The 21,721-nt window shown below is 68.4% G+C and carries 24 protein-coding genes; 11 read left to right on the top strand and 13 right to left on the bottom strand.

Going from position 1 to position 21,721, the window contains the following annotated elements; translation table 11 throughout:
- The first annotated feature begins 20 nt into the window (after positions 1–20).
- From MST3598_RS18670 to MST3598_RS11790, 6 genes are all read left to right on the top strand, one after another.
- On the top strand, positions 21–857 hold the full coding sequence (locus tag MST3598_RS18670) for a hypothetical protein (protein WP_231494485.1): 837 nt from the start codon (positions 21–23) through the stop codon (positions 855–857).
- Positions 858–902: 45 nt separating this feature from the next.
- Positions 903–2,564, top strand: coding sequence for an ABC-F family ATP-binding cassette domain-containing protein (locus tag MST3598_RS11810; RefSeq protein ID WP_029260372.1), 1,662 nt, complete (start codon positions 903–905; stop codon positions 2,562–2,564).
- Positions 2,565–2,701: 137 nt separating this feature from the next.
- Entirely contained in the window at positions 2,702–2,968 is a 267-nt protein-coding gene (locus tag MST3598_RS11805) for a DUF4190 domain-containing protein (protein ID WP_029260371.1), read from the top strand.
- Positions 2,969–2,981: 13 nt separating this feature from the next.
- Entirely contained in the window at positions 2,982–3,551 is a 570-nt protein-coding gene (locus tag MST3598_RS11800; protein ID WP_029260370.1) for a hypothetical protein, read from the top strand.
- 69 nt (positions 3,552–3,620) lie between these two features.
- Positions 3,621–4,109, top strand: coding sequence for a hypothetical protein (locus MST3598_RS11795; protein WP_029260369.1), 489 nt, complete (start codon positions 3,621–3,623; stop codon positions 4,107–4,109).
- Positions 4,110–4,226: 117 nt separating this feature from the next.
- Positions 4,227–4,802, top strand: a complete 576-nt coding sequence (locus tag MST3598_RS11790) for an alpha/beta fold hydrolase (RefSeq protein ID WP_029260368.1) — start codon at positions 4,227–4,229, stop codon at positions 4,800–4,802.
- Between the two features lie 39 nt (positions 4,803–4,841).
- On the opposite strand, the gene MST3598_RS11785 is transcribed toward MST3598_RS11790, so the two are convergent.
- The 3 genes from MST3598_RS11785 to MST3598_RS11775 form a co-directional block, all read right to left on the bottom strand.
- On the bottom strand, positions 4,842–5,186 hold the full coding sequence (locus MST3598_RS11785; protein WP_029260367.1) for a helix-turn-helix domain-containing protein: 345 nt from the start codon (positions 5,184–5,186) through the stop codon (positions 4,842–4,844).
- Positions 5,187–5,293: 107 nt separating this feature from the next.
- Entirely contained in the window at positions 5,294–5,593 is a 300-nt protein-coding gene (locus MST3598_RS11780) for a hypothetical protein (RefSeq protein WP_017828684.1), read from the bottom strand.
- A gap of 107 nt (positions 5,594–5,700) precedes the next feature.
- The gene (locus tag MST3598_RS11775) at positions 5,701–6,192 is read right to left on the bottom strand and encodes a GNAT family N-acetyltransferase (RefSeq protein ID WP_081859748.1); all 492 of its coding nucleotides are present in this window, start codon (positions 6,190–6,192) and stop codon (positions 5,701–5,703) included.
- Between the two features lie 139 nt (positions 6,193–6,331).
- On the opposite strand from MST3598_RS11775, the gene MST3598_RS11770 reads away from it, so the two are divergent.
- Positions 6,332–6,874, top strand: coding sequence for a Dps family protein (locus tag MST3598_RS11770; RefSeq protein WP_021199572.1), 543 nt, complete (start codon positions 6,332–6,334; stop codon positions 6,872–6,874).
- 26 nt (positions 6,875–6,900) lie between these two features.
- Here the strand turns inward: MST3598_RS11770 and MST3598_RS11765 are convergent, their stop codons facing one another.
- Positions 6,901–7,428, bottom strand: a complete 528-nt coding sequence (locus tag MST3598_RS11765) for a DUF6328 family protein (RefSeq protein WP_029260365.1) — start codon at positions 7,426–7,428, stop codon at positions 6,901–6,903.
- Positions 7,429–7,497: 69 nt separating this feature from the next.
- Between MST3598_RS11765 and MST3598_RS11760 the strand changes: the two genes are divergently transcribed.
- Entirely contained in the window at positions 7,498–7,701 is a 204-nt protein-coding gene (locus tag MST3598_RS11760) for a hypothetical protein (protein ID WP_021199574.1), read from the top strand.
- 25 nt (positions 7,702–7,726) lie between these two features.
- On the opposite strand, the gene MST3598_RS11755 is transcribed toward MST3598_RS11760, so the two are convergent.
- Entirely contained in the window at positions 7,727–8,320 is a 594-nt protein-coding gene (locus MST3598_RS11755; RefSeq protein WP_029260364.1) for a 1-acyl-sn-glycerol-3-phosphate acyltransferase, read from the bottom strand.
- 95 nt (positions 8,321–8,415) lie between these two features.
- Between MST3598_RS11755 and MST3598_RS18540 the strand changes: the two genes are divergently transcribed.
- A complete protein-coding gene (locus tag MST3598_RS18540; protein WP_168436346.1) occupies positions 8,416–8,562 on the top strand; it encodes a hypothetical protein in 147 nt (48 codons plus the stop codon).
- Positions 8,563–8,596: 34 nt separating this feature from the next.
- Here the strand turns inward: MST3598_RS18540 and MST3598_RS11750 are convergent, their stop codons facing one another.
- Complete coding sequence (locus MST3598_RS11750; RefSeq protein WP_029260363.1) at positions 8,597–10,075, bottom strand: MDR family MFS transporter; 1,479 nt, start codon at positions 10,073–10,075, stop codon at positions 8,597–8,599.
- A 159-nt stretch (positions 10,076–10,234) separates the two neighbouring features.
- On the opposite strand from MST3598_RS11750, the gene MST3598_RS11745 reads away from it, so the two are divergent.
- Positions 10,235–12,304 (top strand): ABC transporter ATP-binding protein, encoded by a 2,070-nt coding sequence (locus MST3598_RS11745; RefSeq protein ID WP_096359588.1) that lies wholly within the window; start codon positions 10,235–10,237, stop codon positions 12,302–12,304.
- A 50-nt stretch (positions 12,305–12,354) separates the two neighbouring features.
- Here the strand turns inward: MST3598_RS11745 and MST3598_RS11740 are convergent, their stop codons facing one another.
- Genes MST3598_RS11740 through MST3598_RS11710 form a run of 7 tightly spaced genes read right to left on the bottom strand, consistent with a single transcriptional unit; the run spans position 12,355 to position 19,724 of the window.
- The gene (locus MST3598_RS11740) at positions 12,355–13,128 is read right to left on the bottom strand and encodes an SDR family NAD(P)-dependent oxidoreductase (protein ID WP_029260361.1); all 774 of its coding nucleotides are present in this window, start codon (positions 13,126–13,128) and stop codon (positions 12,355–12,357) included.
- 32 nt (positions 13,129–13,160) lie between these two features.
- On the bottom strand, positions 13,161–14,108 hold the full coding sequence (locus tag MST3598_RS11735) for a glycosyltransferase family 2 protein (protein ID WP_036271863.1): 948 nt from the start codon (positions 14,106–14,108) through the stop codon (positions 13,161–13,163).
- 22 nt (positions 14,109–14,130) lie between these two features.
- A complete protein-coding gene (locus MST3598_RS11730) occupies positions 14,131–15,267 on the bottom strand; it encodes a cysteine desulfurase family protein (protein WP_029260359.1) in 1,137 nt (378 codons plus the stop codon).
- Between the two features lie 35 nt (positions 15,268–15,302).
- Positions 15,303–16,154 carry a carboxylating nicotinate-nucleotide diphosphorylase gene (gene nadC, locus MST3598_RS11725; RefSeq protein WP_021199582.1) on the bottom strand — a complete coding sequence of 284 codons (852 nt, stop codon included), beginning with the start codon at positions 16,152–16,154 and terminating at the stop codon, positions 15,303–15,305.
- Entirely contained in the window at positions 16,154–17,677 is a 1,524-nt protein-coding gene (gene nadB / locus MST3598_RS11720; RefSeq protein ID WP_029260358.1) for an L-aspartate oxidase, read from the bottom strand. The genes nadC and nadB overlap by 1 nt, the downstream gene beginning before the upstream one ends.
- Complete coding sequence (nadA, locus tag MST3598_RS11715; RefSeq protein WP_021199584.1) at positions 17,674–19,011, bottom strand: quinolinate synthase NadA; 1,338 nt, start codon at positions 19,009–19,011, stop codon at positions 17,674–17,676. Before nadA ends, nadB begins: the two co-directional genes overlap by 4 nt.
- On the bottom strand, positions 19,008–19,724 hold the full coding sequence (locus MST3598_RS11710) for an NUDIX hydrolase (RefSeq protein ID WP_029260356.1): 717 nt from the start codon (positions 19,722–19,724) through the stop codon (positions 19,008–19,010). Before MST3598_RS11710 ends, nadA begins: the two co-directional genes overlap by 4 nt.
- A gap of 269 nt (positions 19,725–19,993) precedes the next feature.
- Here MST3598_RS11710 and MST3598_RS11705 point away from each other — a divergent pair, with 269 nt between their 5' ends.
- Positions 19,994–21,682 (top strand): ABC transporter substrate-binding protein, encoded by a 1,689-nt coding sequence (locus MST3598_RS11705; RefSeq protein WP_029260355.1) that lies wholly within the window; start codon positions 19,994–19,996, stop codon positions 21,680–21,682.
- The last annotated feature ends 39 nt before the right edge of the window (positions 21,683–21,721 follow it).

Here is a 21,721-nt window from a genome sequence, read left to right as displayed (position 1 = left end):
AGCTCCAGGATGAGGAACAGATGGCAGTAGTGACTCCGCTGGAGACACGGTCAACCGGCGGTGGACGGGCGACGAAAGGTGATCTCGCCGGCCGTGCCGTCCTCGCTATCCCCCTCGACGGAATCTGGGAGCTGCACCACAAGCCGTGGGACGAATCGCACGAGGGAGAGTGCGAGGATTCGTACTGGCCACCGGAGGCCGAGACTATCGCCGAGTGGTCGGAGTGGGGCATCGAATGGGTCGAGCCCGCGGAGCTGATCCCATTCGTCCGCACTCATTGGCCCGAGTTCGACCCCGAGAGCATCGCTGCGAAACGCCTCCCGGGGACGCATGAGCAGGTAGGCGAATCGACGCCGCCGTCGTTGCGACGCATGTTCCTCATCCGCATCTGCCTGATCATCGTCATCGTCGGGCTCGTGGTAAGCGGGGTCACCGCCTTCCCTCTGCGCGAAGAACTGATGCTCGGACGCGACGTCCTGAACAACACGGGCCTCAGCGCGGTCTTCCCCGACCTCGCGTCCTGGGTGCAACGGGTCGCTGAGGGGCTCGAGGTCACCGGCACCGAGTACCCGTTCCTCGCCTACGGCACGGACTGGCTGGCGTTCGCCCACCTGGCCATCGCGGTCGCTTTCGTCGGGCCGCTCATCGATCCGGTCCGCAACGTCTGGGTGACCATCTGGGGTCTGATCATGTGCGCGGGCATCGTTCCGCTGGCCCTCATCGCCGGGGCGATCAGGGGTCTTCCGTTCGGCTGGCAGCTCATCGACATCTCCTTCGGTGTCGTCGCTGCCGTGCCGCTCACCATCGCGCTCGTGCTGACACGCCGACTCGAGAGACAACGCATCGGCGCCCACTGACGGCCCGCGTCTGCGCACGACCCGCACGGGTGACAGGATTGACGGATGACCGCAACACTCGTGGCCCAAGGGCTGGCCGGCGGGTACGGCCACCGCACCCTGTTCGATTCCCTCGACCTGACCGTCACGGCGGGTGACGTCGTCGGCCTCGTCGGGGCGAACGGGGCGGGGAAGTCGACCCTTCTGAAGCTGCTGGCCGGTGTCGACGAGCCCCAGGCCGGCACGATCCGGCTCTCACCGGCGGATGCCTTCGTCGGCTGGCTGCCGCAGGAGCACGAGCGCATCGTCGGAGAGAGCATCGTCGACTACATCGGCCGTCGCACCGGCTGCGCGGCCGCGACCGAAGCCATGGATGCTGCCGCAGCGGCCCTGGGGGACCCGTCTCTCGCCGCGCCGGGCACCGATCCTGCCGACACCTACTCCGTCGCGCTGGACCGCTGGCTGGCGAGCGGTGCCGCCGACCTCGACGAGCGACTTCCGGTGGCGCTCGCCGACCTCGGACTCGACCTCGGCGCCGACCCGGCCTCAGCGATGATGACGTCGCTTTCCGGCGGACAGGCCGCCCGCGTCGGTCTCGCCGCACTCCTGCTCTCGCGTTTCGACATCGCCCTGCTGGACGAACCGACCAACGACCTCGACCTCGACGGGATCGAGCGGCTGGAGGCCTTCGTGCGCGGACTCCGCGGCGGTGTCGTCGTGGTCAGCCACGACCGCGAGTTCCTCGCGCGCTGCGTGACCCGTGTGCTGGAACTCGATCTCGCGCAGAACAGCAACCGCGTATTCGGCGGTGGTTATGACGCGTACCTGGAGGAGCGGGCCACGGTCCGTCGACACCAGCGCGAGAAGTACGACGAGTTCGCAGACAAGAAGGCCGACCTCGTCGCTCGTGCCCGGACCCAGCGCGAGTGGTCGAGCCAGGGTGTGCGCAACGCGATGAAGAAGGCTCCGGACAACGACAAGATCAAACGCAAGGCGTCGGCCGAGTCGAGTGAGAAGCAGGCGCAGAAGGTGCGTCAGATGGAGAGCAGGATCGCCCGGCTCGAAGAGGTCGAAGAGCCGCGCAAGGAGTGGCAGCTCGAGTTCACCATCGGCTCGGCACCGCGCTCCAGCTCGGTCGTGTCGACACTGAGCTCGGCCGTGTTCCGGCAGGGGAGCTTCCAGCTCGGACCCGTGTCGCTCCAGGTGAACGTGGGGGAGCGGATCGGCATCACCGGCCCCAATGGCGCGGGGAAGTCGACGCTGCTGCGCGGGCTGCTCGGGCGGCAGCTTCCGGACGAGGGCACGGCGAGTCTCGGTGCGAGTGTGCAGATCGGCGAGATCGACCAGGCCCGCGCCCAGCTCGTCGGCACGCAGCCGCTCGCGGTCGCCTTCGAGGGGCTCGTGCCGGAGATGGCGTCCGGCGAAGTCCGTACTCTTCTCGCGAAGTTCGGACTCAAGGCCGATCACGTGATGCGCGCTGTCGACGAACTGTCGCCGGGGGAGCGCACCCGCGCCGGACTGGCGTTGCTGCAGGCGCGGGGCGTCAACCTGCTCGTGCTCGACGAGCCGACGAACCACCTCGACCTGCCCGCGATCGAGCAGCTCGAACAGGCGCTCGAGTCCTACGAGGGCACCCTGCTGCTGGTCACCCACGACCGTCGGATGCTCGCGACCGTGCAGACCGACCGGCAGTGGCGGGTGGAGGCGGGGCAGGTCGTCGAGGTATGACGGTGTGGACGCCCGATGTTGCGGACGACCGTGGGAACCCGCCAGAATATCGCTCAGGATGCCGGACGGCGACGTCGTGGAGCTCCTCGCCATGAGCCACCAGCGCTCGGGGTGACGTCTACGATCAGAAGGCCTTCATGACCTCGCCCACCACAGCGCCGCGCACGAACATGCTGGCGCTCATCGGCTTCATCGCCGCATTCGTCATGCCTGTCGCGGGCGTCATCCTCGGAGTTTTCGCTCTGCGGCAGCTGCGGACCCCGGGCAACACCGAGTCCGGAGCCGGTCTCGCCCGGTGGGCGCTGGTGATCGGAGCGATCGGCACCGTGTTCTTCGTGTTGTTCTTCATCCTCTGGGCCACGCTGTTCTTCTCGGCTCTGAGCGGCCAGCCCATCGGTCGCTGATCAGAGGCCGATCATGAAGCCCAAGAAGGCACGGGCACGTCTGCTCCGGGCGATGACTGCCACGACGCTCGTGAGAGTGGAGCGGAAGCCGAAGTATGCCGACCATCTCGAAGGCTTCGTGCTGCGCGTGGGAGCGAAGTGGGCGTTGATGGCGCAGACGGTCGACGGCGGATACTTCGACGGCCTGATCGCCTTCCGGGTGCAGGATGCGCAGCGGATCACCGACGACGAGTCCGTGGCAGCGGCGTTCGCCAAGACGCTCCCCGAGTGGCCACCTACGTACACGCCTGAGGTCGACCTCGAGACGACAGCGGGTCTGATCAGAGAACTGGGTGGCAGCGACAATCTACTGGGCATCCAGAAGGAGACGGAACGTCGCGCGACGTGGATCGGGACCCTGGACACGATCACCGGTCGGTACGTGTATCTCCACGAGGTTCGCCCCGACGGCACGTGGCACCCCGCACCCCTCGGCTACAAATTGCGTGCGATCACGGCGGTGGAGGTCGGCAGGCGTTACTACTCGGCACTCTCGGTCGTCGCGGGGGAGAAGCCGCGGCCCGAGCATCTGACTTCGCGCTGAGCCATGCCACGACATCGCGGGTCTGAGGACCGTCCGGCCTCGGTAGACGGTGCAGACGTCGAAGCGGCAATGTCCCGGCGACGGTGGCGGGCCATCCACCGACCGCCCATCCGGCGCGGCGATCCAGTCATCGAGTTCGCGGAGTGGTCTCTGCCGGTCGCCTCCGTCATCATGCTCATTGCGAGCTTCGGAATAGCGAAGCGCGGACCGGTTCCCCGAGAGATATCGGCCATCGCGGTGATCGGGTGCGCAGCAGTCATCGTCCTGGTGATGTTCGTGCTCAGTATCCGCCTATTCGTGAAGCGCGGTATCCTCCCTTTCTCTCGCCGGGCGGCGCTCGCGCTCGCCGGCGTCTCGATCATCTCGCCTCTCGTGCTGTGGGCTCGCTACGAGGGAACGTTGGCGCCTCTGGTGATCACCGCATGCCTGCTGAACGGGCTGTGCCTCCTAGCTGGTGGACTCGCCTTTCTCGCGGGGCGCCGCCGCTCTCCGCGAGATTCGGGAGTCGAAGTCTCGGAGTCGCGTCTCGACGACGCCGCTGCCGGAACGTCTCGCTGACCGCCGGGTCGGGATACGCTGGAACATGGCGGCTTCGGCCGCGGTTCGGTCGCTGGCGTCCACCGTGGACGTTCCGCCGGAGTTCCTGACCCTGACGGCACGAGGAGATTGACGCCGATGACCGACACCCAGATCTTCGAGCCCGACGGCCGCGCGATCCCCTTCGTCGACGAGGGCGACGGTCCCGTCAAGCTCGTCCTGATCCAGGAGCGCGATCTGGCGGCTGATGTTCTCGGCGTCGTCGCGCACTACCTCGCCGAGGAGGCGGGCTTCCACGTGCTGCGCATCGGTCATCGCGCCGAGGTCAAGCATGAAGAGGCCTCGCTGGAGGATCGGGTCGAAGACGTACTCGCCGTGATCGATCACGTCGGACTGGGCGACACGTGGATCGGCGGCCATGGCTTCGGCGGCACCGTCGCACGGGCCTTCGCTCTGGCCCACGCCGATCGCGTGAACGGCCTGGCCCTGCTTGCTGTCGAAGAGAATGACATTCCGCTCGCGCCGGTGATGCCGATCCTGATCATCCAGGGCACGAAGGACATCGACGCTCCGTTCGCCAACGGTGAGCAGCTGCAGTCGACGGCGCCGGAGCGTGCGAGCGTGAAGAGCATCGACGGGGCCGATCACATGTTCCCGATGACGCACCCGATCGAGACCGCCGTGGTCATCGAGGAGTACCTCGACTGGGACTGAGCACCTCGCCCAGAGGCCCTCGCCGAGCGACGTGACCCGCTACCGACCCTGACGCTTCTTGTACGGCTTCGGCTGCCCCTTCACCGCGGGCGTGCGGCCCCTGCCCTTCGATGCTTTGGCCTTTCCTCCGGCCGGGGCGGGCGCATTGCGCACCGGCTCCGGAGCCGCGGCGACCTCTGCCTTCGCTTCGACGAGGAGGAGTTCGCCGACAGGGGTGAGCCGGGTCGGGCCCTCGCGATGGACGATCGGATGACCGACCTCGGCTTCGAGCTTGTCGATCGACGTGTAGAGGGAAGCCAGCGGGATGCCGAGCTTCTCCGCCGCACGCGGGAAATGCAGTTCCTCCGCGAGGACGACGAAGCGGCGGAGCAGGGAGATCTTCACGGTGGCCTTTCCAGTGTTCGCACGGGTGTGCGAGCTTCTTCCAGGTTACGCGGTGCAGACAGACGGATGCCGCGACCCCATCGGCCGCGGCATCCGGAATCCTTCGGTCAGGCGACCTGAGGGGTGACGGCGAAGGACACGGAGCCTTCGTCGTCGACGCCGGCATCGAGGATCTTGTCGTCGAGTGCAGCGGCCGCCGACTCATCGAGGAACAGCCGGGTGCCGGCGACCTCCACGACCTGGTCCTGCGGCTCAGGGTCCGCGGCGACGAGCACGGCGAGGCGTGCACCGCCCTCGGGGCCCTGGGCCTCGGTGGAGTGGATGCGGAGCCCGGCATCCGGTGCGTCGGTCTGACGGCTGACAAGGGTCGTCACGATGGCGGAGGCGTTGTCGGTGAGGGTGAGCACGAGACTCTCCTTCCGGTTGGGGCATGCCACGGTCGCGGCATGTCCGGGCCACGATGCCGGACCTCGGAGATCGTCTCAACCCCCTTGCGCGGATTCGGAGGAGGCTCTTACCCTGCTCGCAGGTTCTTGCGCAGAAACACCTGCGCGGTGCCGTCGCCGTCGGGCACCCGCTCATGCTCCTCATAGCCGCACGACTCGTACAGGCGGATGTTCGCCTCGCTCAGGCTTCCGGTGAACAGCTCGGCGACGTCTGCGCCCGAGGCCTTCTCGGCGCTCTCGAGCAGCAGCCTCCCGATTCCCTCGCCCTGCATATCGGGGGCGATCGCGATCCTGCCGATCAGGAGCAGACCATCCTTCTCGACGTAGCGGATGGCACCGACGAGGCGCCCGTCGATGCGCGCCGTCAGCCCGGACTCGGACCGCAGCTCCGCCTCCAGCTCGGAGAGCGTCTGCGTCAGAGGCGGCATGTCGACGCTCCCGTAGATCGCGGCCTCCGAGACGAAGGCGGCGCGCTGCACGGTCAGCACCTCGCCGGCATCCTCGTCGCCGATCGGGGAGATCACGATCTCCGGCCGGGTTCTGCTCGGATCTTCGTTCACGGCTTCTGCGTGCACGGAGTCTGCTTTCACGTTGTCTGCGTCATTCACCCGAGCCACATTCCGGGTCGCCTCCCCACGGTGTCAACCCCCTCGCCGCGCGTCTCCGCCCCGGCTAGCGTCACCGGCAGGAGGTCACACCATGGCTGAAAGCAAGACCACGAAGACCGGCGGCTCGACGAAGGGCGCGGCGAAGACGACCAGGCAGCAGAACGCGGAGAAGGGGTTCACCGCCTCGACGACGCTCGCGAACAACCTGCAGGCGGTGCTCGTCGACCTGCTTGATCTCGCGATCCAAGGAAAGCAGGCGCACTGGAACGTCGTCGGACGCAACTTCCGCGACACGCATCGCCAGCTCGACGAGATCATCGACGATGCGCGGGCCTTCAGCGACACGATCGCGGAGCGCATGCGTGCACTGCACGCCGTCCCCGACGGGCGCAGCGCGACCATCGCGAAGACGACGTCGCTTCCCGAGTTCCCTGCGGGGGAGGTGTCGACGACGGAGACCATCGACCTGATCACCGAGCGCCTCGAGGCCGCGGTGGGAACGGTGCGCGACGTGCACGACGCCGTCGACGAAGAGGACCCGACCTCGGCCGACCTCCTGCACGCCATCATCGAGCGGCTCGAGCAGTTCGCGTGGATGGTCAGTGCGGAGAACCGGAGTCCGGCGGGTCGCTGAGCCCTCTCGCGTCCGCGGAGTCGCCGTCACTCGTCGGCGGCTCCGCGGACGAGAGGACGGCCCCGCATGACGCGGGGCAGCGCCACCCACAGGGATACCACCAGCACGACCGCTGCGATGAGAGCGATGATCCCCGCCGTACGGTCCACCGTGAAATCGACGATCAGGGTCGTCACGCCGATGGTCAGGGCACCGATGACGACCAGGTCGATACGGACGATCCGGGCGGCGATGCGGACGAGGTCGGGCTTGCGACGGCGGCCGAAAAGTGCACGATGCATCCCCACCGGCGCGAGTGCGAGGATGGTCGCCACCGCAGCGAGAGCGACGAGGACGACGTACAGATCTCGCTGGAGCTCGTCCATGTCGGTGAAACGCGGCTGGAAGGCGACGGCGAGGAGGAATCCGGTGAGGATCTGCGTACCGGTCTGCATGACGCGCAACTCCTGCAACAGCTCGTCCCAGTTGCGATCCGCCCGTTCATTCGCGGTCTCGTCGCGTCCGTCGGCACGGTCGTCGAGACCGTCCCCACGACCAGATGGTTCTGATGTCATGGTCTCAGTGTGGATTCCGCACTCCGGTGCTGTCCAGACGCGTGCACCCGCAGAACGAAAGAAGGCACGATGACGCTCCCGCCGATTCGCGACTGGTGGTCCGAACTCTCGGAAGACGGGCGCCGGGCGGTGCTCGACAGCAAGACCCCGCACCTGGAAGAGGAGGTGCGCGAGGAGATCCGCGTCATCACCGGCGCCGTGGTCGGGATGGTGGAGTCGCTGAGCGACGACGACCTCGAGTACGCCCGCTCGCACGCCGAGCACGAGGAATGACCTCCTGCGTGCACGGCTCGGCTGCTTACGCGTCGTCGGTCTCGGTCGTAGCCGCATCCTCTTCACGTAGCCGCGGTTCGGTGCGTCGTTCCGGGCGCACGCCGGCCTTGTCGGCGTAGAACGCGCGGATCCGGTCCATGTCCGACGCGACATCGCCGGTCAGGTCGATCGTCGGCCCGAGTCCCGTGGTCATGGTCGTCCGATCGACGAACCCGAGCGTCACCGGCATGCCCGTCTCTCGCGCGATCCGGTAGAAGCCCGATTTCCAGTACTCGTTGCCGCCGCGGGTGCCATCCGGGGTGACCACCAGGCCGAAGACCGTGCCGTCGTGGACCTGGCTCACGACGTCTTTCACCACGCGTGCCGGATCGGCGCGGTCGACGGGGATGCCGCCGAGGCGACGCATGATCGGCCGTCGCCAGCCGTGGAAGAGGCTCTTCTTCCCCAGCCAGTGCACGTCGATATCGAGCTTCCAGGCGATGGCGAGCATCAGGACGAAATCCCAGTTCGACGTGTGGGGCGCGCCCACGAGCACGGTCGGGCGCGTCGGCGCGGCCTCGCTCACGAGCGTCCATCTGCTGAACGCCCAGAAGATGCGGGCGAGGAGTCGTGTGAGCATGGATCAACCGTAGGGGAGAACAGCTGTTCGCCCGCTGTCGACGCCCACCGGGCAGGTTCGGCGCCACCGCCTCCGGGCGGGCGTACGATCGAGGGATGAAGAAAACGCAGCAGTACTCCGTGCAGCAGGAAGCGCCCGTCGGGCTGCAGCCGCTCCTGGACTCTCTGAATCTGCTCGAGGGCGATGCTGCCGGCTATTGCAGCAATGGCGTCTGCCAGTTCCCCGCCCCGAAGAGCGAGTAAGCGGCAGACGCCATCGCAGGCCGTCTACGGAGGGTCAGTGACCGCCGTGGAAACCCTCGCCGGCATCGTCGGCGGGCTTGCGGACGAACGGGCTGAGCGCCACTGCCGCGAGCGAGATGATCGCCGCGATGAGGAACGCCATGCGGGCGCCGGGAGCGCCGGCGACCGCGGTCGACAGCCCCTCCTGCTCGCCCGCGTGCAGGATCGAAGAGTACGTCACCAGCAGCAGCGCGACACCGGCCGCGCCGCCGACCTGCTGCAGCGTGTTCAGCACCGCAGAACCGTGCGAGTACAGCGATCGCTGGAGCGACCCGAGCGAGGCGGAGAACAGCGGCGTGAACGACATCGCCAGGCCGACCGACATCGCCGCCTGCACGATGATGAGAACCCACCATACGGTGTGCTCGCCCACCGTCGAGTAGAAGAAGAGCGACGCCGAGACCAGGATCGTGCCGGGGATGAGCAGCGGACGCGTGCCGCGCGCATCGTAGACACGGCCCATGACGGGCCCGAGCAGCCCCATGAGCAGCGAGCCCGGAAGCAGGATCAGGCCAGACTGCAGCGGGTTGAGACCGGCGACGTTCTGCAGGTACTGCGGAAGCAGCGTCAGCGTGCCGAACATCGACAGCGCCAGGATCGACATGATGATCACCGACAGCGTGAAGTTGCTGGAGCGGAACACGCGCAGATCGAGCAACGCGTCGTCGACGCGCTGCAACACGACCTGACGCCAGACGAACAGGCCGAGCGACACCGCGCCGACCACCAGCGAGATGATGCCGGCGGTCTCGCCCGATCCGCCCTCGCCGCCGAACTGGCTGAGTCCGAACACGATGCCGCCGAAGCCGAGCGCCGCGAGCGGGATCGACAGCACGTCGAGCGGCACGGCGCGGGTCTCACCCAGGTTCGTCATCCACTTGACGCCCATGAACAGGGCGATGAGGGAGATCGGGAGGATGATTCCGAAGAGCGCGCGCCAGCTGGCGAGTTCGAGCACCGCACCCGCGAGGGTCGGGCCGATGGCGGGAGCGAGCGAGATCACGAGGCCGACACGGCCCATCATGCGACCGCGGGACTGCGGCGGCACGACGTTCATGATCGTCGTCATGAGCAGCGGCATCATGATGCCGGTACCGGCCGCCTGGATCACACGGCCGACGAGCAGCACGGCGAAGCCGGGGGCGACGAGCGCCACGAGCGTGCCGAGCGAGAACGCGATCATCGCGGCGATGAAGACCTGACGCGTCGTGAACCGCTGCAGGATGAACCCGGTGGTCGGGATGACCACGGCCATGGTGAGCATGAAGGCGCTCGTGAGCCACTGGCCGAGCTCGGGCGGAATGCCCAGGTCGGTGTTCAGATGAGGGATCGCGATCCCCATCGTGGTCTCGTTGAGGATGGCGACGAAGGCGGCGACCAGTAGCAGCCAGATCACCCGCATGTCCTTGCGGGAGATCTCGCCCCCTGCCGCTGCGGGGGTCGTCGAGATGGAGCCGGTATCGACGGCAGACATGGGCGGCCTCCAGGGCGAAGAAGAAACGGAGTATCGCGAGAGTTCGCAAGAGTCACTCAGCGTAACGGCAGCCGCGGACATTTCATTCCGAATTCACAGATATCCGCCGACGGCGGAGGCGCGGGCCTCGGTGTCCCCGCACGTGAGTACGCTGGCGCCATGAGCATGGGCGGCGGCATGGGCGGTGGCCCGCGGGGTGGTGGCTTCCGCGGGGTCGACGAGAGCGCGCAGCGGAAGCTGAATGCCGAGGCCCCCCGGATCAACGGCCTCGGTGCGCGGGTCGTCTCGCTGTTCCGCGCGTATCGCTGGCGTATCTTCTCCACCGGCATCCTGGTGGTGATCGGCGCCGCGATAGCCGTCGTGCCGCCGCTGATCGTGCAGCGGATCTTCGACGATGCGCTGTTCCCCGTCGCCGGGGGAGGGCCGCACCTCGAACTGCTGGCCTGGCTCGTCGCCGCCATGATCGGTCTCTTCCTGCTCTCCGCCGCTCTCGGAGTGGCCCAGACCTGGCTCACGGCAACGGTCGGCAACAGCGTCACCGGCGACCTGCGTGTGAAGCTGTTCGAGCACCTGCAGGCGATGGAACTCGGCTTCTTCACCCGCACCAAGACGGGCGTCATCCAGTCACGCCTGCAGAACGACGTGGGTGGCGTCTCCGGGGTGCTGACGAACACCGTCACCAGCATCCTGGGCAACGTCGTCACGGTGATCGCCTCGCTCGTCGCGATGATCCTGATCGACTGGCGTCTCACGCTCATCGCCGTGATCATGATGCCGTTCCTGATCTTCGTCCAGCGCAAGGTGGGCCAGGTGCGGGCACGTATCGCGGGAGAGACGCAGGAATCGCTGTCCGAGCTCACCTCGATCACGCAGGAGACGCTGAGCGTCTCGGGCATGCTGCTGTCGAAGGCCTTCAACCGCCAGCGCACCGAGTCGGAGCGCTACCAGGCGGAGAACCGCAACCAGGTGGTCCTCCAGGTGCGCCGGGCGATGAGCGGCCAGGGTTTCTTCGCCGTCGTGCAGGTGCTGATGGCCAGCGTTCCTGCCGTGATCTATCTCGTCTCCGGATACCTGATCGCCGGCGGCACCGGGGCGATCACCGCAGGAACCGTCGTCGCGTTCACCACGGTGCAGGCGCGGCTGCTCATGCCGTTGATGGGTCTGATGCGGGTGTCGCTCGATCTGCAGACGTCGTCGGCGCTGTTCGCGCGCATCTTCGAATACCTCGACCTCGTCCCCGAGATCCAGGATGCGCCCGACGCGATCACGGTCGATGACGCACCCGGGCCGCGAGGACGCCTGGAGTTCGCCGGGGTGGTGTTCCGCTACCCGGACGCGTCCTCCGACGCCCGTCCGACGCTCGACGGAGTGTCCTTCGTGGCGGAACCCGGCCAGCACGTCGCGTTCGTGGGCCCCTCGGGCGCCGGCAAGACCACGATCCTGTATCTGGCTCCTCGCCTGTACGAGGCGAAGGGAGGAGCCGTGATGTTCGCCGGTGCCGACGTGCGCGCGCTCACGCAGGAGTCGATCATCGACAACGTCGGCATCGTGTCGCAGGAGACGTACCTCTTCCATGCCACGATCCGTGAGAACCTGCGCTACGCCAAGCCCGATGCGACCGAGGAAGAACTGATCGCCGCCTGCACCGCCGCGAACATCCACCACATCATCGCCGGCTTCGAGCAGGGCTACGACACCGTGGTGGGGGAGCGCGGCTACCGGCTCTCCGGTGGCGAGAAACAGCGCATCGCGATCGCCAGGGTGCTGCTGAAAGACCCTCCGGTGCTGCTCCTCGACGAGGCGACCTCGGCACTCGACACGGTCTCGGAGCGCGTGGTGCAGGAGGCGCTCGACGAGGCCGCGAAGGGGCGCACGACCCTCTCCATCGCCCACCGGCTCTCGACGGTGATGGGCGCGGACGTGATCCACGTTCTGGAGGCCGGGCGCATCGTCGAGTCGGGTTCGCACGTCGAACTGCTCGCCCGCGGCGGTCTGTATGCCGAGCTCGCGGCCGAGCAGGTAGCGGCGTCGCGCGTGCTCGAGACCGAGGCCGCCGTCGAGGAGGAAGCGACCGGGGGCGCCGTGGCACCCCTCGCCGATCGCCGCGCGGACAAGGCGCCCGCCGATTCCGCGGGGCGGATGCGGTCGCGACCATCACCGCTGCGGTGCCGCTGCTCGCCGAGCCTCGACCGGACGAACGGGTCTACCCGCCTGAGCACTGAGTACTGAGCCCTGAGCCCTGAGTACTGCACCCTGAGGCGGCGTCGTGGCGGCGAGCGTCAGTGCACCGAGAGGCCGCCGTCGACGAACAGCGACTGGCCGGTGACGTAGGCCGAGCCGGCTCCGGCAAGGAACACCGCGGCTCCCGCGAAGTCGCTCGGCAGACCGTTGCGCCCGATCATCGTGCGCGCGGCGAGCTCCGCGACCTTCTCCGGGTCCTGCTGCAGCCGCGCGTTCAACGGGGTGAGCACGAAGCCGGGGACGAGCGTGTTGCTGGTGACGCCGGTGCCACCCCAGGCCTCGGCCTCGGAGCGCATGAGCGATTCCACCGCGCCTTTCGACGCGCCGTAGATGCCGCTGCCCACGAAGGCGCGGTGGGCCTGCTGGGAACTGATGTGAATGAGTCGACCGTATCCGCGTGCGGCCATGCCCTGCGCATAGCGCTGACCGAGCAGGAACGGCGCGAGGGCGTTGACTGTCATCGTCGCGTCCCAGTCGTCTTCGGTGATCTCCGCGAACGGCGGGCGGATGTTGATGCCGGCGGAGTTGACGAGGATGTCGGGCGCGCCGAACGGTGCGGCCGCTGCTTCGCCGACGGCGTGGATCCCGTCCCTCGTGCTGAGGTCGCCGATCACGCCGTGGGCGCGGCATCCGAGCGCGCGCAGCTCGTCGACCGTCTCGCGGACGCGATCCTCACCGCGCGCGACGATGACCGTCGACGCTCCGGCGCGAGCGAGTGCAGTGGCGATCCCCCGGCCGATCCCGGAGCTGCCGCCGGTGACGACGGCGGTGCGACCGTCGAGTGAGAACAGGGAGGAAAGGTAGTCGTTCATGTGTTCACCGTCAGGGGTTCGGAGGGCGGGGATCACCACGCGAGCGCGGCGGCGATGGCGGGGTCGGGCGCGGCGTCGGCGAACTCGGGGAGGGCCCGCAGCTCCGAGATGAAGGCGTCGACCTCGGCGGCGTAGGTCGGGTCGGCATGGCTCTCGGCGATCTCGAGGAGCGAGGCGACGTCCATCGCGAGGATGAGTTCGATGCGAGCGATCACCGAGGCGTGGGCACCGGCCTCGTGCAGCACGTGGAGGCCGCCGCGGAGGGCCGCGAGGTAGTCGCGCAGCACCGGCAGCTGTGCCTTGCCCTGAGTGATCGAGGTGCCATCGGCGCGGAGCCGCCAGCGCACGACCACATCGGGGATCACATCGAATGCGCGTGCCCGGGTGTACATGAGCTGCGCGACCACCTGGTCTTCGTAGGCGACCCCCTCGGGGAAGCGCAGGTCGTGCCAGAACGAGGTGCGGCTCACCTTCGACCAGGCGACGATGTTCGAGACCGCCAGGGGGTGCGCGGCGAGGGTCGTGCCGAGTCGCTCCGGAGACGTGGCCGCAGCGACCCAGGGCTGCACGCGGCCGGCGACGTAGCCGTCACCGCGGACCCGCGAGCGTACGTAGGCGCCGGCGACGAAGTCGCTTCCGGTCCGGCCCAGTGTCTCCGTCATGCGGGCGAGGGCGTTCGGCAGCAGTTCGTCGTCGCCGTCGAGGAAACCGAGGTACGGGGTGTCGACGAGCTCCAGACCGACATTGCGCGCGGCGCCGAGACCGCGGGAGGCCCCGTGGCGGATCGTCGTGAAGCGGGGGTCTTCGGCTGCGGCGGCGTCGAAGATCGCTCCTGTGTCATCCGTCGAGCCGTCGTCGATGAGGATCGCCCGCCATCGTGACTCGGTCTGCGCGCGCAGCGAGTCGAGAGCGGCGGGGGCGAAGGCCGCGATGTCGCGTCCGGGGACGATCAGCGTCACGATCGGGGCGGAGGCAGTCACCTGCTGAGTCTATGACCGTGGCTCAGCCGCGGGCCGCGCGCACCGACTCGGCGACGAGCACAGCCAGCCGTTCGGGAGCATCCGGGGCCAGAGCCGCGCGATCGAACGTGAAACGTACGGCGGTCTGCGCCACTTCGGGGGCCACACCGCAGGCGAGCAGCACGTGCGACGGCTCGTCGCTGCCCGCCGCGCATGCCGATCCGCTCGACGAGATGACCCCGCGGCGCTCCAGCTCGAGCAGAATCGACTCCCCGCTGGTGCCGGCGAACGTGAAGCTCGCCGTTCCGGGCAGACGGCCTCGGGAATCCCCGGTGAGCGTGGCATCGGGGATGCTCGTGAGCACCCGGGTGATGAACCGCGCGGTCGCCGATCCGACCTGCGCCGCAACCGTTACGCGTTCCGTCTCGGCGAGTTCCAGCGCCGTCGCGAGTGCGACGGCGCCCGCGACGTTCTCGGTGCCTGAGCGTCTCCCGCGCTCCTGGCCGCCGCCGTGCAGCAGCGGCTCCACCGGCACGCGCCCACGGACGGCCAGGGCACCGATGCCTTTCGGAGCCCCGAGCTTGTGGCCGGCGATCGACACCGCGTCTGCGCCGAGATCACCCAGAGGGAGCCATCCCGCCGACTGCACGGCATCCAGATGCAGGGGGACGCGGGCGGCACGGGCGACGGCGGCGAGCGCCGACACATCCTGGACGGTGCCGATCTCGTTGTTGGCGTGGCCGATCGAGATCAGAGCGGAGTCGTCCCTGATCGCCGCAGCCAGGTCATCCGGGTCGATCCGTCCGCGCGAGTCCACGGGCAGGAGGGAGACCTCGATGGCGTGGAAGCGTCGTAGATAGTCGGCGGATCCGAGGATCGACTCGTGCTCGATCGGCGAGGTCACCAGATGCCGCCGCCCCGTCTCGAGAGCCGCGAGCATGATGCCCTTCACCGCGAGGTTGTTCGCTTCGGTGCCGCCGGCGGTGAACACGACGTCGCCCGTCCGCATCCCCAGCACGCGCGCCACCCGTGCACGGGCATCGTCGAGCGCGCCCGCCGCGGCCTCGCCGGCCGTGTGATGGCTCGATGGGTTTCCGAACACGCCGGAGAGGAACGGCCGCATCGCTTCGAGCACCTCCGGTCGTACCGGGGAGGTCGCGGCGTGATCGAGGTAGAGCATGCCGGTGCGGGGCAGGTCCGAGGGCGACATCGCGGTCAGTCGATCCGCAGATCCAGGCCCAGATCGAGGGCGCGCGCGGAGTGTGTCAGCGCCCCCACCGAGATCACGTCGACTCCGGTGCGGGCGATGTCGCCGACCGTGTCGAGGTTCACGCCTCCCGAGGCCTCGACCGTGGCACGGCCGGAGATGAGGGCCACCCCCGCGCGCAGGTCGTCGAGCGAGAAGTTGTCGAGCAGCACGGTGTGGGCACCGCCGTCGAGGACGGCCGGGATCTGGTCGAGCCGGTCGACCTCGACGACGACGTGGGTCGTGTGCGGGAGGCGGGACAGCGCCTCGCGGAGCGCCGTCGCGAGGTCGAGCCCCGAACGCGTGAGCACGGCCAGGTGGTTGTCCTTCGCCATCACGGCATCCGACAGCGAGTACCGGTGGTTGTGTCCGCCGCCCGATTCGACCGCATGCCGTTCGAACGCCCGCAGTCCCGGCGTGGTCTTGCGGGTGTCGGCGATGCGAGCACCAGTGCCCTCGATCGCGGCGACGTACGCGGCGGTGAGGGTGGCGATACCGCTCATCCGCTGCGTGAAGTTCAGGCCGACGCGCTCTGCGGTGAGCACACTGCGGGCCGACCCCGAGACCGAGGCGAGCACGTCGCCCGCGGCGAACTCGTCGCCGTCACCGACGTGCAGGTCGATGTCGAGAGTCGCGTCGGTGAGCCGGAACGCGGCGGCGAAGACCTCTCCACCACTGAAGACTCCGGGTTCCCGGGCGACGAGATCGGCGGTCGCGGTGGCATCCGCTGGCAGCAGCGTGGTACTGGTGACGTCCCCCCAGGGCGCGTCTTCTTCGAGGGCCGCGCCGACGACGCGGTTCATGGTGGCGGTGGTCAGCATCAGACGGGCTCCAGGATCGATGAGGGGAGGCGAGAAGAGGCATCGGCGGCGGTTCCGGCCGCATCGACACGATGGTGGGCGCCGACGGATACCGTGCGGGCGAGCGCTGCGGTGGCCGTCGCCTGCGCGAGCAGCAGCAGATTCGCGTCTTCGTGCGCCGACACGGTCGTCGGCGCCGGGCTCTCCGCGGTCCAGGTCTGCAGGACGTCGAGCGCGCGGGAGAGACCGTCTCTGTTCCGCAGCAGTCCGACGTCCTCCCACATCAGCCGCTGCAGCGCAGAGCGACTGAACGCGGGGGCGATCGCACCGCGGCTCCCTTCCGCACGGGGGCGGGCCTGAGGGGAGCCGTGCGCGACATCCGCCCAGGGTCTCGTCAACGCCGCCGCCGCACGGGCCCCGAACACCGCGCCTTCGAGCAGCGAGTTCGACGCCAGACGATTTGCCCCGTGCACCCCGGTGCGTGCCACCTCTCCCGCGGCGAAGAGGCCGGGCACGGTGGTGCGGCCGTCGAGGTCGGTGACCACGCCACCCATCAGGTAGTGCGCGGCCGGCGTCACGGGGATCGGTTCGCGGGCCCAGTCGAAGCCGCGTTCTCTGGTCACCCGATCGATCGTGGGGAACCTCCGCGCGAGGGTCTCGGCACCGAGCATCGTGGCGTCGAGCCTGACCGGGGCGGCCTGAGCCGTGGCGCGGCGTGCGATCGCTCGCGCCACCACGTCGCGCGGTGCGAGCTCGCCGTCGGGGTGGCTGTCGAACACGAACCGACGGGCGTCGTCGTCGATCAGTGTCGCGCCCTCGCCGCGCACCGCCTCGGAGATGAGGAACGCGGGGCCCTTCGCCAGGATCGTCGGATGGAACTGGACGAACTCCAGGTCGGCGACCGCAGCGCCCGCCCGTATCGCGGCGGCGATGCCGTCTCCGGTCGTCCCCGCCGCGTTCGTCGTGTGCGCGTAGAGGTGGCCGGCGCCGCCGGTGGCGAGGATGACGGCATCGGCGGGGATCTCGGAGACCTCACCGTCGAGGAGGATCCGGATTCCGCGCACGGCGCCTTCCTGCCTCAGCAGGTCGACCAGGAAGGCATGTTCGACGAGGGGGATGTCCGTCCGCCGCACGGACGCGACGAGCGCCGCGGAGATCGCCGCGCCCGTGGCGTCACCTCCCGCGTGCACGATGCGGGCGTGGCGGTGGGCCGCCTCACGCCCGAGCAGCAGAGTGCCGTCCACCGCACGATCGAAGCCGACACCGCGTGCGATCAGCTCGGCGATCCGTGCCGCTCCGTCCGTGACCAGCACCTGCACGGCGTCCCGGTCCGACAGCCCGGCACCGGCGTCTCGGGTGTCGGCGGCGTGCAGTGCGGCGGAGTCGTCCGGACCGTAGATCCCGGCGACGCCACCCTGAGCGAGCCCGGTGCAGCCGTCTCCGAGGTCGCGCTTGGTGACGATCGTCACGTCGTGTCCGGCCTCGTGCGCATGAAGCGCCGCGGTGAGTCCCGCGATGCCCGACCCGACGACGATGATGTTCATCGCGCGCCCGCGACCACCGGAGGCCTCGCCGCGAGCATCCGCTCCAGCGCCACACGCGCGGGGTCGGCCACATCGTCGGAGACCGTGATCCGGTTCGGCGTGCGGCCGGCCACCAGCTCCTCCAGAACCCAGGCCAGGTATCCGGGGTGGATGCGGTACATCGTCGAGCAGGGGCACACCACCGGGTCGAGGCAGAAGATCTCGTGCTGCGGGTACTGGGCGGCGAGCCGGCGGACGAGGTTGATCTCCGTGCCGATCGCGAACGTGGTCGGCTCGGTGGCCGCGTCGATCGCTCGGCGGATGTACTCGGTCGAACCGGCCTCATCCGCGGCGTCGACGACCTCCATCGGGCACTCGGGGTGCACGATCACGCGCACGCCGGGGTGCTCGGCACGGGCCTGGTCGATCTGGCCGACGGTGAAGCGCCGGTGCACCGAGCAGAAGCCGTGCCACAGGATCACGCGCGAGTCGAGCAGCTCTGCGGCGGAGGATCCGCCGAGCGCTCGCCGTGGGTTCCACATCGGCATCTGTTCGAGCGGCACGCCCATCGCCTTCGCGGTGTTCCGACCCAGGTGCTGGTCGGGGAAGAACAGCACGCGGCGCCCACGCTCGAAAGCCCACTCGAGCACGGTCTCAGCGTTGGACGAGGTGCAGACGATCCCGCCGTGCCGTCCGACGAAGCCCTTGATCGCCGCCGAGGAGTTCATGTACGTCACCGGGATCACCGGCACGCGGCCGTCGGCGTCGACGGCGTCGAGGTCGCCGAGCACGTCTTCGAGCTGTTCCCAGCAGTCCTCGACCTGGTCGATGTCGGCCATGTCCGCCATCGAGCATCCGGCGGCGAGGTTGGGCAGGATCACCGCCTGGTCGGGCTGCGAGAGCAGATCGGCGGTCTCGGCCATGAAGTGCACGCCGCAGAACACGATGGCTTCGGCATCCGTCCGTCCCTTGGCCGCGGTCGCGAGCTGGAACGAGTCGCCGACGTAGTCCGCATGCTGCACGACCTCCTCGCGCTGGTAGAAATGGCCCAGGATCACGACGCGGTCGCCGAGGGTGGCCTTCGCGGCGCGGATCCGTCTGTCGAGCTCCTCCTCCGTCGCCTCGCGGTACTCGGTGGGCAGCTCTCCCTGACGCGGCGCCCCCGTCGGGATCACGTCGCCCATGGAAGAGCCGGGTCCGTAGCCCGGTCGCGCGTCGAAGTCCCACGGGCCGGCAGCGAGGTCGGTGGTGCACGTGGCGTCGGTCGACGCGCCGCTGACGATGGCCTGGATCGCATGGTCGACCGAGGCGTCCAGCGGCGGGACGGCCGGCGCGGGGACGAAGGTGATACTCATCGGGTGCTCGTTTCTTCGGGACCGAGCGGGCCGCGATCGGCCAGCTCGACGTCGGTGTTGTCGCGGTACAGACGTGCAGGTCGGTGGCTTCCGGTGCGGAACCGGTCGGTGGGGAGCAGGTTGCCCGCGGCCTCCACCTGACGCCGGAAATTGGCGGGGTCGAGGGTGCGGCCGAGAATCGCCTCGTAGGCTTCGCGCAGCTCGGCGAGGGTGAACTCCGTAGGAAGGAATCCCTGGGCGACGCGGCTGTAGCCGACCTTGTTGCGCAGACGCCACAGCGCGTACTCGATGATCTTCGCGTGGTCGAAGGCCAGCTGCGGCAGCTCGTCGATGTCGAACCACTCCACGTTCTCGGGGGCGTGACCGGACGCGCGATGCGCCGCGCTCTGCGCTGTCACATCGTCCTGTCGCAGCAGCGCCCAGTAGACGATCGACACGACCCGGGTGGGGGAGCGGTCGACGGCGCCGAAGGCGTAGAGCTGCTCGAGGTAGCTGGGGGAGAGTCCTGTGGTCTCGGCCAGGGTGCGTGCCGAGGCGTCGACGGGCGATTCGGTCGGGGTGAGCCAGCCGCCGGGGAGAGCCCATTGATCGGCGTACGGCTCGCGGGTGCGCCGCACGAGGGGCAGTGCGAGGACCGCGCGTCCGTCGTCCGTGCGACGCAACGTCAGGATGACCGTCGAGACGGCGACCCGGATGTCGCTAGTTTGAGTCATGGACACCTTAACCTCCGAGACCGATCTTAGTGTCATTCGGACACTTAGTGGGCGCAGATGACGGCGGTCCGCGTCGAGTCCGAAACGTTATCTCGTGGGCGCAGGGAAGCTTGTTCGGCGGGGCGGGGTTTGTTAGGTTACTGTCCTAACAAACCCCTTCGGGAGGAGCCGGCCGGCTGCCTCCCAGGGCCCAGGAACCCCACCTCCGGGGTTCTGCTCCATCCGGAGCGATCCCTCCTGCAGTGCAGCACCGAGAGGAAACAAGAGAAATGATCCGTAACGGAAGGCGCAAGATTGCGCTCACCGCGATTGCCGGAGCATCCGTCCTCGCCCTGGGCCTCACGGCCTGTGGTGGCGGCAGCGACAGCGGCAACGCCGATGGCGACCGGGCCCTGCGTGTCTGGGCCGGCAGCCAGACCCCGATCGCCGCGAACTACAACCCGTTCGCACCGACAGTGCTCCATGGCGCGCTCGGACCGATCTACGAACCGCTGTTCTTCTACAACAAGACCGCGGACTCCGAGCCGGTCGGCCTGATCGGTGACTCGTTCGAGTACAACGAGGACGGCACGGTCATCACCGTGACCATCAAGCCCGACCTCAAGTGGAGCGACGGCGAGCCGCTCACGGCCAAGGACGTGGCGTTCTCGTTCAACTACGAGGCCAACAACCCCGAAGGCAACGGTCTGGTCTCCGCCGAGGCCACCGACGACACGACCGCCGTCCTGACCTACTCGTCCGCGCAGTACACCACGGAATTCCAGCGGATGGGGTCGAGCTACATCCTCCCCGAGCACGTGTGGAAAGACGTCAAGGACTTCGCCAACTTCACGAACGAGGACCCCGTCGGATCCGGCCCCTACGTCGTCGACAAGACCACGAGCGAGTCCTACACGCTGGTGGCCAACGAGAACTACCGTGATGCCGACAAGCTCGGCATCAAGAAGGTCCAGTACATCGCGGTCGACAACAACCAGACCGCTCAGGATCTGCTCGCCGCCGGCAAGCTCGACTGGACCGGCATGTTCATCCCGAACCCGGACGACGTGACCGGCAACGGCAAGATCGACTGGATCAACACGCCCCAGGACCCGACGGTTCTCTACACCTGCTCGAACGCCGACCTCGGCTGCACCGGTCCGCAGACCGACGTCGCCGTGCGTCAGGCGCTCAACGTCGCGATCGACCGCTCCACCATCAAGGACAAGGCGTTCGTCGGGCTGACGGGCGACATCTCTCCCGCGTTCACTCTGCTGCCGCGCGACGAGAAGTGGCTCGCCGATCCGGCCAACGAGGTCAGCCCGCAGGAGGCGAACGCCGCCGAGGCCGGTTCGATCCTCGAGGCCGCCGGCTACACCAAGGGCTCCAGCGGCATCTACGAGAAGGGTGGCGTGCCGCTCGAGCTCACGCTCACCTCGGTCGACGGGTGGACCGACTACAACGACGCCGCGAAGCTGATCGCCGAGCAGGCAGAGGCGGCCGGCATCAAGATCACGGCATCGACCGTGCAGTGGCAGGAGTTCTCCGACTCCCGTCAGGGTGGCGACTTCCAGCTGATCATGGGTGGTGTGATCGGCACGTCCGTCGCCGACCCGTTCCAGATCTACCGCGACTGGTTCGGCGGCACCGCCGTCGAGTCGACGAGCCCCGTCGGCACGGAGGTCCCGGCAGGCCGTTGGAACTTCAGCCGTTACAGCAACCCGGTCGTCGACACCGCGATCCAGTCGGCGATCAGCACGAACGACGAGGCGACGAAGAAGGAGCTGTACGCGACGATTCAGACCGAGATCGTCCGTGACCTGCCCTACATCCCGCTCGTGATCAACGCGACGCAGACCTTCTACAACACGAAGGACTACACGGGCTGGCCGACCGAGGAAGACCTCTACGCCTTCCCGCCGTCCTGGGGTGCGATCGCGGCAGGCTACGTGCTGACGCAGCTGCAGCCGGTCAAGTAGTAAAGGAGTCGGGGAAGAAGGAAGTCAGGAAAACAGTGA

Source organism: Microbacterium sp. TPU 3598 (genome assembly GCF_002356155.1).
GTDB lineage: Bacteria > Actinomycetota > Actinomycetes > Actinomycetales > Microbacteriaceae > Microbacterium > Microbacterium maritypicum_A.
Note: the sequence above shows the minus strand (reverse complement) of the source record. Positions and strands in the feature narration are given on the sequence as shown.